The organism is Nocardioides iriomotensis, assembly GCF_004168035.1.
Lineage (GTDB): Bacteria > Actinomycetota > Actinomycetes > Propionibacteriales > Nocardioidaceae > Nocardioides_B > Nocardioides_B iriomotensis.
This window is the reverse complement of the sequence record NZ_SDPU01000022.1, coordinates 35,564-50,573: the sequence shown is the minus strand read 5'-3', so window position 1 is coordinate 50,573 and position 15,010 is coordinate 35,564. Positions and strand designations below refer to the sequence as shown.

The 15,010-nt window shown below is 70.2% G+C and carries 13 protein-coding genes; 2 read left to right on the top strand and 11 right to left on the bottom strand.

Annotated elements, in window-relative coordinates; genetic code table 11:
- Positions 1-142 precede the first annotated feature (142 nt).
- Genes ETU37_RS11100 through ETU37_RS11070 form a run of 7 tightly spaced genes read right to left on the bottom strand, consistent with a single transcriptional unit; the run spans position 143 to position 9,243 of the window.
- Positions 143-2,002 carry a GH39 family glycosyl hydrolase gene (locus ETU37_RS11100; protein WP_129987397.1) on the bottom strand — a complete coding sequence of 620 codons (1,860 nt, stop codon included), beginning with the start codon at positions 2,000-2,002 and terminating at the stop codon, positions 143-145.
- Positions 1,995-3,452 (bottom strand): sulfatase family protein, encoded by a 1,458-nt coding sequence (locus ETU37_RS11095; protein WP_129987396.1) that lies wholly within the window; start codon positions 3,450-3,452, stop codon positions 1,995-1,997. The genes ETU37_RS11100 and ETU37_RS11095 overlap by 8 nt, the downstream gene beginning before the upstream one ends.
- Positions 3,449-5,014 (bottom strand): glucoamylase family protein, encoded by a 1,566-nt coding sequence (locus ETU37_RS11090; protein ID WP_129987395.1) that lies wholly within the window; start codon positions 5,012-5,014, stop codon positions 3,449-3,451. The genes ETU37_RS11095 and ETU37_RS11090 overlap by 4 nt, the downstream gene beginning before the upstream one ends.
- A gap of 58 nt (positions 5,015-5,072) precedes the next feature.
- On the bottom strand, positions 5,073-5,966 hold the full coding sequence (locus ETU37_RS11085; protein ID WP_129987394.1) for a carbohydrate ABC transporter permease: 894 nt from the start codon (positions 5,964-5,966) through the stop codon (positions 5,073-5,075).
- A 7-nt stretch (positions 5,967-5,973) separates the two neighbouring features.
- A complete protein-coding gene (locus tag ETU37_RS11080; RefSeq protein WP_240755674.1) occupies positions 5,974-6,915 on the bottom strand; it encodes a carbohydrate ABC transporter permease in 942 nt (313 codons plus the stop codon).
- Positions 6,916-6,917: 2 nt separating this feature from the next.
- The gene (locus tag ETU37_RS11075) at positions 6,918-8,219 is read right to left on the bottom strand and encodes a sugar ABC transporter substrate-binding protein (RefSeq protein ID WP_129987393.1); all 1,302 of its coding nucleotides are present in this window, start codon (positions 8,217-8,219) and stop codon (positions 6,918-6,920) included.
- Positions 8,220-8,229: 10 nt separating this feature from the next.
- Positions 8,230-9,243 (bottom strand): LacI family DNA-binding transcriptional regulator, encoded by a 1,014-nt coding sequence (locus tag ETU37_RS11070; protein ID WP_129987392.1) that lies wholly within the window; start codon positions 9,241-9,243, stop codon positions 8,230-8,232.
- Between the two features lie 338 nt (positions 9,244-9,581).
- Between ETU37_RS11070 and ETU37_RS11065 the strand changes: the two genes are divergently transcribed.
- Complete coding sequence (locus ETU37_RS11065) at positions 9,582-11,075, top strand: PhoX family protein (protein WP_129987391.1); 1,494 nt, start codon at positions 9,582-9,584, stop codon at positions 11,073-11,075.
- A gap of 85 nt (positions 11,076-11,160) precedes the next feature.
- On the opposite strand, the gene ETU37_RS11060 is transcribed toward ETU37_RS11065, so the two are convergent.
- The 4 genes from ETU37_RS11060 to rocD all read right to left on the bottom strand — a co-directional run bounded on the left by ETU37_RS11060 (position 11,161) and on the right by rocD (position 14,485).
- On the bottom strand, positions 11,161-11,628 hold the full coding sequence (locus ETU37_RS11060; RefSeq protein WP_129987390.1) for an SRPBCC family protein: 468 nt from the start codon (positions 11,626-11,628) through the stop codon (positions 11,161-11,163).
- Positions 11,629-11,705: 77 nt separating this feature from the next.
- Complete coding sequence (locus ETU37_RS11055; protein ID WP_240755673.1) at positions 11,706-12,263, bottom strand: putative immunity protein; 558 nt, start codon at positions 12,261-12,263, stop codon at positions 11,706-11,708.
- 152 nt (positions 12,264-12,415) lie between these two features.
- Positions 12,416-13,135, bottom strand: coding sequence for a class I SAM-dependent methyltransferase (locus tag ETU37_RS11050; RefSeq protein ID WP_129987389.1), 720 nt, complete (start codon positions 13,133-13,135; stop codon positions 12,416-12,418).
- A gap of 108 nt (positions 13,136-13,243) precedes the next feature.
- A complete protein-coding gene (gene rocD, locus ETU37_RS11045) occupies positions 13,244-14,485 on the bottom strand; it encodes an ornithine--oxo-acid transaminase (protein ID WP_129987388.1) in 1,242 nt (413 codons plus the stop codon).
- Between the two features lie 132 nt (positions 14,486-14,617).
- On the opposite strand from rocD, the gene ETU37_RS23190 reads away from it, so the two are divergent.
- Positions 14,618-15,001: an amino acid-binding protein gene (locus ETU37_RS23190; RefSeq protein ID WP_165372499.1), complete on the top strand. Its 384-nt coding sequence runs from the start codon at positions 14,618-14,620 to the stop codon at positions 14,999-15,001.
- Positions 15,002-15,010 lie beyond the last annotated feature (9 nt).

Genomic DNA, 15,010 nt, shown 5'->3' with positions numbered 1-15,010 from the left:
CGGATCACCACGGGGCCAGACAAGCCGGACATCCGTCCCGAACCACCCCGCGATCCGCGTTGCGCGTTCGCAGCCCCGAGCAACAACGACGCCGCTCCCCCACCCGAGCCGGAGGAGCGGCGCGTTGCCCAGGGGAGGTCCGTCAGCCGGGCGCCAGGTGCAGGAAGTGCATCGACGGCATCCGCAGCGTCACCTCGACGGTGACCGTGCCCTGCTTGTCGGCCGTCACCTCGACGGGCGCGGCCAGCTCTTCGAGCCGGTCGGCCTTGCGCAGCGTCTCCCACTGCTCCTCGGTCGGCCAGGCCTGGTCGTCCTCCTTGAGCGCCGCCCACGTCGCGGCGACGTTGGAGTGGTCGGCGTCGACGCCCTCGCGGGTCAGGGTGTACGTCGCCCCGGCGGTGAGCCCGTCGACGCGCAGCGCCACCGTCCGGTCGAGCCCGGCCTCGCCCGCGGCCTTCGACTGGTCGAGCGTCATGTTCCAGGCGAGCACCGAGACCTCACCGGCGTCGCCGCGGGTCGCGATCGCCTCGACGAGCGATCCGCCTCCGTCGCCGCCGAGGGCCACCGGGAGCCGGCGGTCGTGCAGCCGCTCCAGCAGCGCGAGCGCCCACCAGCGCGGCTTGCGCAGCTCGCCCACGGTGCGCAGGCCGAAGCCGCCGTGCAGCAGCGCCGGCGGCCGGCCGAGCTCCTCGAAGTGGTCGGAGACCACCCAGTAGGACAGCGCCTCGATCCGGTCCATCGCCGAGGCCATGCCGCGGAGCAGGAAGACCCCGGAGAACACGGCGTCGCTGACCTCGTTGAAGTGCTTCGGCGTGACGCCCCACTCGGTCCACCAGATCGGCGTGCCGGCGCGGCCGTAGCGCTCGAGCTGCGGCCGGAAGTCCAGCGGCGGCGACCCGTAGGTGTGCGTGGAGACGAAGTCGAGCGGCGAGCCGGTCCGGTCGACGTGCGCGAGCAGCTCCTCGACCCAGCCGGCCGCTGCGGAGGACGGGCCGCCGACCACGAGCCGGTCGTCGACCGCGCGCACGGCGGCCACCGTGACGTCGTACATCTTCATGTACTCGCCGGGGGTGCCGGACCAGAAGACCTCGAGGTTGGCTTCGTTCCAGACCTCGAACGACCAGTGCTCGACGACCTCGTCGATCCCGTAGCGCTCGACCACGTGGGCGGTCAGGTCGTGGACCAGGTCGTACCAGCGCTGCCAGTCCTTGGGCGGCGAGACGATCGCGCCGTAGTCGAAGACGGTCTTGCCGGGGTCGCTGGCGAGGTCGTGCGGCATGAACGAGATCTCGACGACCGGGTACAGCCCGAGGCTGCGGATGTGGTCGTAGACCTTGTCGACGCCGGTGAAGTCGTGCACGGGCTCGCCGTCGACCTCCGTGTAGACAGTGAGGTCGTCACAGAGGATCCCGTGCGCGCGCACCGTCTTCACGCCGAGCTCGGTGACCGCGGCGGTCAAGGCGGACGTGAGCTCCTCGCCGATGACCCGGCCACCGGTGGTGTCGGTGGAGATGGTGTGCGACAGGTGCTCGCTGCCGATCATCGGCCGCCAGGGACGGGCCAGCCGGCCCGCGTCTCCCCCGGCGTCCACGGCCAGCGTCACCGGGCCGGCGGCGTCGCCGGGGGTGGCGGACACCCGCTGCGACGGCTCGCCCTCGACGACCACGTCGGACAGCGTGCTCACGGCGTACCACCGCTGCTGCCCGACCGTGCCCGTCGTGTCGACGTACGGCGGGTGCGGGACGGACTTCACGTCCATGCCGTGGTGGTCGACCGGCGTGAGCGGCCCGTCGGCCGTGTCGGCGACGTGCACCTGGTAGCCGACGGCACCGGGCACCGGTTGCCAATCGACCGTCACCTGGCCGCCGCCGGCGGTCGCGGTGACACCCGCCGGCCCCCCGAGACGGGGCGCGTTGCTGGTGAGCTCCCTGGGGGCTCCGTCGTCGACACCGCCGCTGCGGATGCCGATGCGCTGCTCCCAGTCGGCGCGTGCGTCAGTCACGGGTGTTCTCCCTCTGTTCTGTGGGGCTCGGGTCGGGGACGTCGTCGCCCAGCTCGGCCGCGAGCCGGTCGAGGGCGCTGGTCAGGGTGCGTACGTCGCCGGCGTACGCCGGGTCGTCGTACACGGAGCGGAGCTCCTCGGGGTCGCGCTCGAGGTCGAACAGCTCCCACTCGGCCGGGATCTCCTGCGTGGACGCGCCCGGCTGGCCGCAGCCGGAGCCGTAGTAGTGCACGAGCTTGCGGTCGCGCGTGCGGATGCCCCGGTGCGCCGCCACGTGGTGGATCCCGTCGAGGTGCTCCCAGTAGCGGTAGTAGGTCTCGGTGCGCCAGCCGACCGTCTCCGGGTCGTCGCCGCGCAGCAGCGGGACGAGCGAGCGGCCCTGCATGCGTGGCAGTGCCGCAACGCCCGCCAGGTCGAGGAACGTCTGCGCGAAGTCGACGTTGAGGACCAGGGCGTCGCTGGACGAGCCCGGCGGGACGAGGCGCGGGTAGCGGACGACGAAGGGCGACTCGAGGGACTCGCGGTACATGAAGCGCTTGTCGTACCAGCCGTGCTCGCCGAGGAAGAAGCCCTGGTCGCTGGTGTAGACGACCACCGTGTCGTCGGCCTCCCCACGCGCGTCGAGGTGGTCGAGCAGCCGCCCGACGCCCTCGTCGACGGCGACGACGCAACGCAGGTAGTCGGCGAGGTAGCGATCGAGCGCCCACCGCGCACGACCCTTGTCGTCGAGCCCGTCCGGCGGGTCCGCCTTGAGGTCCTCGGCGTTCAGGTCACGGGCGACCCGCATCCGGGCGTCACGGGCCGCGGTGGCGCGGCCCTCGTAGTCGTCCCAGAACGTCGACGGCGGCTCGAAGCCGTCGGTGAACAGCTCCCGGTGCCGCTCGGCGGGCACCCACGGCCGGTGCGGCGCCTTGTGCTGCACCAGAAGGCACCAGGGCGCGTCCCCCGCGCCGCCGGCCGGGTCGTCCAGCCAGTCCAGCGCGAGGTCGGTGATCACGTCGGTCGCGTACCCCGGCCGCACGTGGGAGGTGCCGTCCGCGAGGAGGAACGTCGGGTCGACGTACTCGCCCTGGTCGTCCAGCACCTCCCACGTGTCGAACCCGCGAGGGTCGTGCGTGGGCCCGTGACCGAGGTGCCACTTGCCGAACAGCGCCGTGCGGTAGCCGGCGTCCCGGAGCAGCTCCGGGAACGTCGGCTGCCGGTTGTCGAACTCCGTCGACAGCGTCGTGACACCGTTGCGGTGGTTGTACGTGCCGGTGAGGATCGTCGCCCGGCTCGGCGAGCACAGCGAGTTGGTGCAGCCGCACGCGTCGAACCGCATGCCCTCCGCCGCGACGCGGTCGATCTGCGGGGTGACCCGGTGCGGGCCTCCGTAGCAGCCGACCGCGTTCGCGGCGTGGTCGTCGGCGACGACCAGGAGCACGTTGGGCCTGCGTGACGGCTGGGTCACTGAGCGCGTCCCGCCGAGAACTCCTCCATGCGCATCATCGGCTCGAGGTGCTCGCGCATCGCGCCCTGGGACACGTAGCCGCGCAGGCTGTCTCCGGCGAGGCGGTTGCCGAGGGCGGCCATGACCATGCCCTGGTCGAGGGCGAGGTAGCGCTTGGAGACCTGGCCGCTGCGGACCGCGACCGCGTCGTAGAAGCCACCGGGGCCGTAGGCGTCGAAGTCGTCCTTGATGTTCTGCAGGTTCTGCACTGCGGCGTCCTCGGCGTAGCGCAGCGCGAGGAACGACGCGTGCGGCGTGACCACGCCGTCGCCGTACGACGTCGGCGCCGGCTGGCCCTCGCGGCAGCCCTCGTAGGCCTGGTCGACCGTGGTGCGCTCCTGGTCGGAGGTGTAGCCGGGGCCGTCCATGCCGAGCTGGTCGACGCCGTACTCGCGGTAGCCGCCGGCCGGGTTGTTCGAGGGCGAGAAGCCCCAGTAGCCGTAGCCGGCCTCGCTCATGCCGTGCTCGATCTGGCCCTCGACGTACAGCGGGTGGTTGATCGCCCAGGACTTGTCGCCCCACTTCTCCTCGGGGACGAACAGCGGCACCATCAGCGCCTCGAACATGCTGCCGCCCCAGGTCGGGACCACGTTCAGGCCGCGGTAGGGCAGCGCACCCTCGAAGACCCGCACGCCCATGTACTCCCGCCACTGGCCGACCGGCTTGGTCTCGGTCCAGGACCAGTCGCAGTTGTCGTTGGGGAACGTGCGGTAGGTGCCGAAGTAGTGCTTGTCGGGGATCTGGCCGGCGGCGATCCCGAGGTAGGACGCGATGCGCGGCTCGGTGTTGAAGGCGCCGTAGTGGTGGCCGGTGTACCAGACCTCGGGGCCGCCGCAGTAGGCGCCCTTGACCGGCGCGGTCTCCTTCGGGTCCTCGTCCCAGAAGCCACCGCGGATCTGGCCGGCGGGGGCGTTCTCGTTGGGGTTGTAGTAGCAGGCGAAGTTCATGTCCTTGCGGATCGCGTGCGCCTCGTCGTGCAGGGCCGGGATCGCCCGCTCGACGAGCAGCAGGCCGGTGGCGAGCCAGCCGTTGTCGACCGACGACAGGAACGGCTTGATCGGGTCACCGGACTCGGGGAACGTGTAGAGCTTCTTGCCGTTGGTGGGGTTGTACCAGTTGTAGAACATGCCGCTGGTTTCGTTGCGCTCCAGCTTCGCGACCGACGCCAGCGTCTTCGCGACCCGCTCGCGGGCCTCGGTGGCGGTGATCAGGCCGGTGTCACGGGCGGCGACGGCGCTCCACATGTACGCGCCGATGTTGGTCGGCGAGGTGAACTCGCTGCGGGTCTTCTGGTTCAGCGACCCGCCGATGTTGTCGGACGGCAGGCCGGTGCGCGGGTGCGCCATCGCGGCCATCGACCTCCAGGTGTCGGCGAGGTACTTCTTCAGCAACTTGTCGTTGTCGGCGGCGGCCGCGGTGCCGGTGGTCGCGCCGAGCGCGACCAGGCCGGTCACGATCGCCACGGCGGTGGCGGCGGCGAGCAGCCGCCTGCGTTCCCGTCGGGTACGACGGAGCTCCTGCATGTCTCTTCCTCCCGAGAAGTGGACGAGTTGTTGTGAGGGCGGTGCAGCGGGACGGGTGCTACTTGATGCCGGTCATCGAGATGCCCTGCATGATGTGCCGCTGCAGGAACAGGAAGACGGCGATCACCGGGATGACCGTGACGACCGAGCCGGCGAGCAGCAGGCCGTACTGCGTGGCGTTCTGGCCGACGGCGTAGAGCGCGATCGCCACCGGCAGGGTGTACTTGTCCTCGTTGGTGGCGACGACGAGCGGCCACAGGAACTGGTTCCACGAGCCCAGGAACGTCAGGATGCCGAGCGTGGCCAGGGCCGGCCAGCACAGCGGCAGGATGACCTGCGCGAAGATGCGCAGCTCCCCCGCGCCGTCGACCCGAGCGGCGTGGATCAGCTCGTCGGGCAGGCTGAGGATGTACTGCCGCATCAGGAAGACGCCGAACGGGCCGGCCAGGAACGGCAGGATCATGCCGGTGAGCGTGTTGGCGAGGCCGAGGTTCACCGTGAGCACGAACAGCGGCACGAACGTCACAACGCCGGGGATCATCAGCGTCGCGAGGACCACGGCGAACAGCACCTTCTTGCCGCGGAACTCCAGCTTGGCCAGGGCGTAGCCGAGCATCGAGCAGAAGATCATGTTGCCGACGGTCACGGCGACCGCGACGACGGTCGAGTTGACGAAGTACGTCATGAAGTCGAGCCGGGTGAACAGCTCGTCGAAGTTGGCCCGGGTGAACGTCTCGGGCAGCCACGTCGGCGGCACGCGGCGGATCTCCGCCTCGGGCTTGATCGCCGAGATCGCCATCCACAGGAACGGGATGGTCATCAGGATCAGCCCGATGCCGAGGGCGAGGTAGGTCCCGGCTCCGCCGCGGTCGGGGTTGGCGCCCTGCTTCGAGGGTCCGGCGACCGGCGCGGCCGGAGCGGCGTCGGGGCGGACGGGCGTCTGGGTGGCCATCAGCGCATCAGTCCTTCTCGCCGAAGATCTTGAACTGGACGTAGGTCAGCACCACGACGGCGATGAACAGCAGGTAGCTCGCGGAGGCGGCCAGGCCGTAGTTGCCGTAGCCGAACTGGTCGTAGGTGAAGAACGTGACGGACCGGGTCGCGTCGAGCGGCCCGCCCTTGGTCATCACGAAGGCCTCCTCGAAGAACTGGAGGTAGCCGATCGAGGTGATCACCGCACCGAACAGCAGCGTCGGCTTGAGCATCGGCAGGGTGATCCTGCGGAACACGTCCCAGCCGCGGGCACCGTCGACCTGCGCGGCCTCCTTGACCTCGTCCGGGATCGTCTGGAGGCCGGCGAGGAAGATGATCATCAGCGAGCCGAGGTTGCGCCAGGCCGCCATCACGACGAGGGCCGGCAGGGCGAGGTCCGGGTTGTCGAGCCACTCCGGCTGGGGCAGCCCGACGAGGCCCAGCGCCTCGTTGATGAGACCGCCCTCGGGGCGCAGCAGGAACTTCCAGACCACGGAGACGGCCACGATGCTGGTCACCACCGGCAGGTAGTAGCCGACCCGGAAGAGGCCCTTGAGGCGCTCGATGCGGTTGAGCATGACGGCCACCGCCAGGGCCAGGCCCATCGTCAGCGGGACACCGAGCACGACGTACAGGCCGGTGTTGACCATGACCTTGCGGAACAGCGGGTCGCCGAGCAGCTGCGCGTAGTTGTCGAAGCCGATGAACCCCACCGCGAACGGCGTGCGGATGTCCGTGCGCTTGATGTCGGTGAAGCTCATCCCGAGGCTGGCCAGCACCGGGCCGGCGGTGAAGACCAGGAACAGCACCAGGAACGGTGCCGCCAGGATCCAGGCGGCGCGGGCCTGCTGCTTGCGCATCGGGTCCGTCCCGCGTGCGGGTGCCTGGTCGGCACCCGCACGCGTCGGCGCGGTCGTCGCGGTGGCCATGACTACAGGCCGGTGCCGATCGAGCCGGCCTGGGACTGCATGTCCTTCACGGCCTCGTCGACGGGCATCGCGCCCTTGACGGCCTTCTCGACGTCGGCGTCGATCACCGCGGCGACCTGCTCCCAGCTCGGGACGGCCGGCGGCGCGACCGTGGTCTCGAGCTGCTGGCCGAAGACCTGGAGCTGCTCGTCGCTGGCGAGCTCGCCGCTCTCCCAGGCGGACTTGACGGCCGGCAGGTCACCGATCGTCTCGTACCAGGCGGACTGGACGTCAGGCTCGGACAGCCACTGCACGAGCTTCCAGGCGTTCTCCTTGTTGTCGGAGTCGGCGAAGACCGCGAGGTCACCACCGCCGACGAACGACGTGCCCGGGGCGCTGTCCTTGCCGGGCAGCGGGGCGACGGCGTACTGGTCGGTCTTCACACCCGCGTCCTCGACGAGGCCGGTGTGCCACGGGCCGGAGATGAACGCGCCGTACTTGCCGTCGGCGAAGCCGCTCTCGAGCTCGCCGGGGTCGAGGGTGCCGTCGTTGGCGAGACCTTCGTCGAAGTAGGACTTGTAGTACTCCAGCGCCTCCTGCATCTCGGGGGTGTCGATGGTGTACTCCGTGCCGTCCTCGTTGGTGACCGACGCGCCGTTGGACCAGGCGAACGGGAGCACGGTCTGCCACGAGCCGGTCTGGCCGGGCTGGAGGTGCATGCCGTACTCGGCGCCGGCCTTCTTCTCGAGGTCGGTGGCGAACTGCTTCAGCTCGTCCCAGTTCTGCGGCGCCTCGGACCAGCCTGCCTTCTCGGCCAGGTCGGTGCGGTAGTAGAGGACGCGGGTCTCGACGTACCAGGGGACGCCGTACGACGTGTCGCCGACGACCGTGGAGCCCCACGGGCCCTCGAAGAAGTCGGCCTCGTCGACGAGGCCCTCGGGGGTGGGCTCGAGACCGCCGGCCTCCGCGAACTCACCCATCCAGGTGGTCCCGATGAGGCTGACGTCGGGGGTCTCGCCGGCCGCGATCGCGTTGGAGAGCTTGTCGTGCGCGGCCTCCCAGGGAACGGCGGTGACCTTGACGGTGGCCTCGGGGTTGTCGGACTCGAAGTCCTTCACGAAGTCACCGAGCTCCTCGCCCTCGGTGCCCATCGCCCAGACCTCGATCGTGCCCGAGGCCTTGCCCTCGGAGATGGCGTCGGTCTGGCCGGGGCCGCCGTCCTCGGAGGCGCTGTCACGGCCACAGGCGGTCAGGGTCAGGCCGGCCACGGCCAGGACCGCCACGGCGCCGGTGAACCGACGGGCGGGTCGAGTGGGTCGTCTCATCGGATTCCTCTCACTTCTGTGCAGGGTGGGGTGAGGTGCTGGCCCGGGTGACCAGCTCGGTGGGGAGCAGCTCGTGGCGCGGTTCCGTCCGAGCGCCGGTGACCAGCTCGTCGAGCAGCCGGGCGGCGGTGCCGCCCAGTGCACGCATGGGTTGCCGGACCGTGGTGAGTCCGGCGTAGCGGGCGGCCATCACGTCGTCCCAGCCGGAGACCAGCACGCGGTCCGGCACGGCGACGTCGGCCGCGAGGAGGGTGTCCATCAGCCCGAGCGCGAGCTCGTCGTTGGCGCAGACGAACGCGTCGGGCAGCGGCCTCCGGTTGCGCGACTCGAGCGCGCGCCGGGCGACGGCGGCGCCGGTCTCCTCGCCGAAGCCCTGGACGCTGACGAGGTCGACGGTCGCCTCACCCTTCGCGGAGGCCTCGGCGAGCGCGTCCTGGAGGCCGCTCCACCGCTCCTGCACGTCCGGCGAGGCGGCGGGATCGCCGACGAACGCGACCCGGCGTGCGCCCTGGGCCAGCATGTGCCGGCCGAGCGCCACGGCCGAGGTCCGGTTGTCGGCGTTGACGGAGTCGATGTCACCGATGGGCGGGCGGGCGAGCAGGACGACCGGCATCCCGCGCGAGACCAGTCGCTCGACGGCGTCATCGGAGATGGTCCGGCCCATCACGACCATGCCGTCGCACCGGGTGGCGAGGTCCTCGACCATCGCCTCCGCGTTGGCGCGGCCGTGGGTGGAGAGGATCAGCACGGACCGCTCGCGCTCGGCGGCGACCGCCTCGTAGCCGAGGACGACCTCGGCGTAGTAGGGGCCGGACAGGTCGGGGAAGACGATGCCGTTGGCGGCGTGCCGGCGCTCGGCGAGCTGGCGGCCGAGGCGGCTGGGCGTGAAGTTCAGCTGCTCGGCGGCCTCGAGCACCCGGGCGCGGGTGTCCTTGCGGACGCTGCCCGAGTCGCGCAGCGCGCGCGAGACGGTGGCGATCGAGACGCCGGCGTGCTGCGCGACGTCGCGGATGGTGGGTCGCACAGCACCTCCCGAGTGGTGTTCAGCGAGTCCTGTAACCGGTTTCTGAAAACGGTTACATCGGTAACGTGCCCGTCGTCACACGACCCTGTCAACCCCCGGCCCGGGTCCGGTCTGGTCCCCCGGGGTGCCGACGTTTGGGCCGGGTCCGGTGTGGTAACGCCGCCGCTCGACCGACTTCCTGAACGAGCGAGTTCCCCGTGCGGGCCCGGCGTAGCACCACGATTCGTCTGCGGTTCTCGGGGTGATCCAGGCGGGCGGATCGCCGACGAAATTGGTTGTTCCCTCGCGCGGCACCTCGTGAGTAGGGTGTGCCGGTCCGTCACCTTTCGGGAGGTTTGATGAGCCTGCAGTCCTCGGCCGTGGAACGCCGTACCGTGCTCAAGGGCGGCCTCGCCGCCCTCGCCGTCGGCGGCCCGTTCGCCGGCTTCGTCTCGTCGGCGACGGGGGCTACCGTGCCGGCCGCCGCCGTCACCGCCGGCCTGGTGCCGGTGCCCGACCAGCGCGACGGCAAGGTGCGGCTGCACCTGCCCGAGGGCTTCAAGTACCGGTCGTTCCACGACACGGAGTCGCCGGTCGTGCTCGCCGACGGCACCACCCTGCCCGGGCGGCACGACGGCATGGGCGCGTTCGCCGGTGGACGCCACCGCGGCGACCCGACGGTCGTGCTGATCCGCAACCACGAAGTCAACGGCTCCCCCGGCGCGTTCGGCCCGCGCGAGCCCTACGACTCCGCCGCCGGCGGCGGTACGACGACGGTGCACACCACGCTCGAGGGCGAGGTGCTCGACGCCTTCACCAGCCTCAGCGGCACGATGATGAACTGCTCCGGGGGCCGGATGCCGTGGGGCGCCTGGGTGACCTGCGAGGAGACCGTCAACGGCCCCGACGTCGGCCCCGACTTCACCGGCGCGCCCAACACCGGGCTGCAGAAGCCGCACGGCTACGTCTTCGAGGTGCCCGTCGGCAGGCGCTCGCTCGGCGACGCCCCCGGCAAGCCGCTGACCCGCGCCGGGCGGTTCGCGCACGAGGCGGTGTCGTTCGACCCCGACAGCGGCGCGCTCTACCTCACCGAGGACAACTTCGCCTTCCCCTCGGGCTTCTACCGCTACACGCCGAAGAACGACCCGATGCGCACCGGCAAGCTCGACAACAAGGGCCGTCTCGAGATGCTCAAGGTCAAGGGCACCGACAACGCGCACCTCGAGGCCAGCCACCCCCGCGGCACGACGTACGACGTGGAGTGGGTGCCGATCGCGGAGCCCGACTTCCGCGGCGACTACGACCCGGTGGCGAAGACCGGCATGACCAACGACCAGGCGATCGTGCACACGAGCTCGCAGGGCTGGGAGCAGGGCGCGGCGTACTTCTCCCGGCTCGAGGGCCAGGTGTGTGACGACGGCGTCGTGTTCTTCACCTCGACCCAGGGCGGCGGGCCGGCCGAGACGGTGATGCAGGACAGCGCCGGGGGCTACGGCAACGGCCGCGGCCAGATCTGGGCCTACGACACGCGTGCCGAGACGCTCACCATGGTCTACGAATCGCCGGACCCGGACACCCTCGACTTCCCCGACAACGTGACCAGCCGCAACGGCACCATCGTGGTCTGCGAGGACGGGTCCAACGACAACTACATCCGAGCGCTGCGCCCCGACGGCGAGCTGATCAACATCGCCTGGAACCAGCTCACCAGCAGCACCGGCGCCGATCGCACCGAGGACGAGTTCGCCGGGTCGACGTTCAGCCCCGACGGCCACACCCTGTTCGTGAACATCCAGTCCAGCAAGGGCATGACGTTCGCGATCTGGGGTCCCTGGGAGTCGCTCGGGATGTGAGGCGACGAGTCCCAAAGTCTCGGCGAGCAAGGAAGGTCACGGGAAACCGCGCCCTCACCGCCACGGGACGACGTGAACTGGTGCGTCACGAGGACTGTCGTTCGAAGGATGCCTTGAGCGCGTCGATCGTGATGGTGCGCTCTCTGACGGCGAGCCGGCGCCAGAGCGGTGTCCCCAGGCGCCACACGCCGTAGGACACCAGCTTGGCGCGATGGCGGACCAGCGTCTCGCCGTCACGGGAGGGCTGCAGGTGATAGCTCGGCCAGCCCTCGAACGTCAACCTGCCTGACTTCGACGTCTCCCACCAGTGGAAGACGATCGTGTGCGGCGCCTCCATCTCGGCAATCTCCCCGGGCATGGAGCCCTGGCGCGTCTCGTCGACGAAGGTCGTCCCGACGGCAGGCTCACCGGGAGAGGTCTGCCGGGTGTGCTTGAGCATGCTTTTCGTCCCGGCCATCCAGTCGTTGTGCCCCTCGATGTCGACCAACCGCGCGAACACCTGGTCGATCGGTGCCGGGATCGTGCGCTCGAGCTCGAGCTCGACGGGCTTCATGCGAGTCAGCATCCCCGCAGGACAGGTGCACGACAAGGCTCTCCGGCTCCCGGGACCGTTGACCGCATCTCGCGCGATCACCTCCTCCGGAGGGTGTCGTCCAGCAGGCTCATCAGTTCTGCGACTCGGCTCTTGCCTGTCGGAGCCGGTGGGTATCGACGAAGTACGTCGACAAGCCCGGGCGTCGCGCGTGTGGCTGCTCTGCCGACGAGCTCCGGCCCGGCAAGGTGGTCGTCGCCCGCGAGGAGCTCCGCTGCGCGCGCTGCATGCGCCGATGAGCGCAGGATGTGACCGACCTGGTCGGCCTTCGCAAACGGGTGCAGGTACGCGGCCGCCGCGGCGTCACCCGCGGCATGTGCCGCGTGCTTCGCCGCTTCACTCGGCGCCTCCTTGGCGGCGCGGTGTGCGTCCATGGCGGTGGCTCTCTGCAGATTGGTTCGCCCGGCGCCGTTCACGAACTCCCAGGCGGCTCCGACTGCCGCCCTTGGGCGGGGATCATCCGGCTTCGCCTCTTCGAACATGCCCAGGACCTCCTCGGCGCTCTGGACGGCGAAGCGAGCGACCTCGCGCAGCTCCTCCATCGTGAGCTCGAAGTAGTCCCCAGGGTCGATCAGCACCTCCGAAGTGTCATCCACGCCGGGATCCGTGTGCCAGTCGGCGCGACGGACGGGCTCCGGAATCCCTTGTTCGCGCCATGGCGACGCTCTTCATCGAGCACTGTGTCGGTGACGGTGGCCAGGCCCGAGCACACCTGTGCCCAGCCCGTCTCAAGGTGCGCCGCACCTGATCAACGCGCTTCGAGCTCGAAGAACAGGAAGCAGATGAACGAGCGACCGTCAGCGGTGGGCAGCAGCTCCGCTGGAGTGTTGACCGCTGGCGGCGGCTCAGTGACCTCCTTGATGCCGAACCCCGCGTCGATGAACGTGTTGACGACGTCCTGCAGGGGCCGGTGCCAGTAGGTCATCCACACGGTCCCCTCGCCGAAGTCGTAGTCCTCGGAGTACTGGGTAAGGGCGAAGTAGTCGGCCTCGGGGTACACGATCGCGTAGACCGTCGGGTGGATGATCGAGACGATGAGCCGACCGCGGGGCTCGAGCACACGCCGCAGCTCGGCCAGCACCGGGGCCCAGTCCTTGACGTAGTGCAGGGACAGTGAGGCGACGACCAGGTCGAACGCGTCGTCGGGATAGGGCAGCGGCGCGGCAAGGTCTGCGACTCTCACGTCCGCGCCCTCGCCCAGCCTTCGGCGGGCCAGCTCGACCATGGCGGGGCTCAGGTCGAAGCCGGACACGACCGCGTCCTTGGCGCGCAGGGCTTCCATCATGGGGCCCGACCCGCATCCGGCGTCGAGGATCTTCAGACCGGCGACGTCGCCGGCAAGGCGCATCATCTCCGGACGCGCGTAGTAGGCGTTGAAGAGGTTGTTCTCGTTGCTGGCCGAGTACGCCGCAGCGAACCCGTCGTAGTCAGCGGCAGGGGTAGCGGACGTGCTCACGGAGTCGGGCATGGCAGGGTTTCTACCCGGCTCCCGTTCGTGCGCAAAGCTGGCGCGCAGTCCACCCCGGCGACGCACCCCGCTGCGCGACGCCGAGCGATGCTTCGTCCAGTCAGCTGGTCAGCGTGCCTCGGCCAGCACGGTGCCGAGCCGCTCGATCAACCACGCGAGGTCTGCCTCCTCGATGACGAGGGGCGGTGCGAGTCGGATCGTGGACCCGTGGGTGTCCTTGATGAGCACGCCCTTGGCGAGCATCCGTTCGCTCATCTCCCGGCCACTCATCAGGGTGGGGTCGATGTCGACGCCTGCCCACAGACCCTGGACGCGCACGTCGACGAGGCCGGCGCCGAGGTACTGCCGCAGTCCGCTCTCCAGCACGCCGGCGAGCTCACGGGCACGCTTCTGGAACTCCCCGGTCGACAGGAGGGCCACGACCGCCCGACCGACCGCCGCCGCCAGCGGGTTCCCGCCGAACGTCGATCCGTGGTTGCCCGGATGCAGCACCCCCAGGACGGCATCGGAGGAGACCACCGCCGAGACGGGGACGATTCCGCCTCCGAGGGCCTTGCCCAGCACGTACACGTCCGGGACGACTCCTTCGAGCTCGCAGGCGAACGTGGTGCCGGTCCGGCCCAGGCCGGACTGGATCTCGTCGGCGATGAGCAGCACGTCGCTCGCGGTGCACAGCTCGCGGACGGCCCTGAGGTAGCCCGGCGGCGGGATGATCACCCCGGCCTCGCCCTGGATCGGCTCGAGCAGCACCCCGACGGTGTTGGCGTCGATGGCGCCACGGATCGCGTCGACGTCGCCGTACGCCACGATCCGGAAGCCGGGTGTGAAGGGACCGAACCCTTCCCGGGCGAGCGGATCCGTGGAGAAGCTCACGATCGAGGTGGTTCGGCCGTGGAAGTTGCCGGCGGCTACCACGAGGTTGGCCTCGTTCGTCGGCAGCCCCTTGAGGTCGTAGCCCCACTTGCGGGCGACCTTGATCGCCGACTCGACGGCCTCGGCACCGGTGTTCATCGGCAGCACTCTGTCCATGCCGCACAGCTGGGCGAGGTCGCGGCAGAACGGGCCCAGCTGGTCGTTGTGGAAGGCTCTGCTGGTCAACGTGACCCGCTCGAGCTGGTCGCCGGCGGCGCGCAGCAGGTCGGGGTGCCGGTGCCCGAAGTTCAGGGCGGAGTAGCCGGCGAGGCAGTCCAGGTAGCGGTTGCCGTCGACGTCGGTGACCCACGCCCCTTCCGCCTCGGCGATGACCACCGGGAGCGGGTAGTAGTTGTGCGCCACGAAGCGGTCGGCGAGATGCAGATGCGTCTCGGTCCGAGGTGCTGGCGAGTGCTTGCCCCGGCTGTGCCCGGCCATGGGTCTTTTCTACCGTGCCACCGAGCGCAGCACGACGCTTCTCTACGGTCGGCCACCCCGATCAGACCGCGGGAGTCGCTGCTGAGCTGGGTGGAGTGGCGCCCGTCGAGGTCCGGGTGCACCATCAGGGTGATGGCGTACGACGTGACCGTGATCCTCGACGATCGGCCGGGTGAGCTGGCTCGGTTGGGAGAGGTCGCGGGCGCCGCCGGGGTGAACATCGACGGATTCGCCGCATTCACAGGCGAGGGCAAGGGTGTCGTTCACGTGCTCGTCGCCGACGAGAGGCTCGAGGCACTGCGGGAGGCATTCACCCAGGCCGGACTCGGAGTGGCGGACGAGCGTGAGGTGTTCGTCGTGAGCGTCTCGGACGAGCCCGGCGCGCTCGGCGAGATGGCGCGTCGGCTGGCCGACGCCAACGTGAACATCGACCTGGCATACACGACCTTCGGCGGAATACGTCTGGTCTTCAGCACCGATGACGTGCGCGTGGCCCGAGAGGCACTCGACAGCTGACCACCGCGG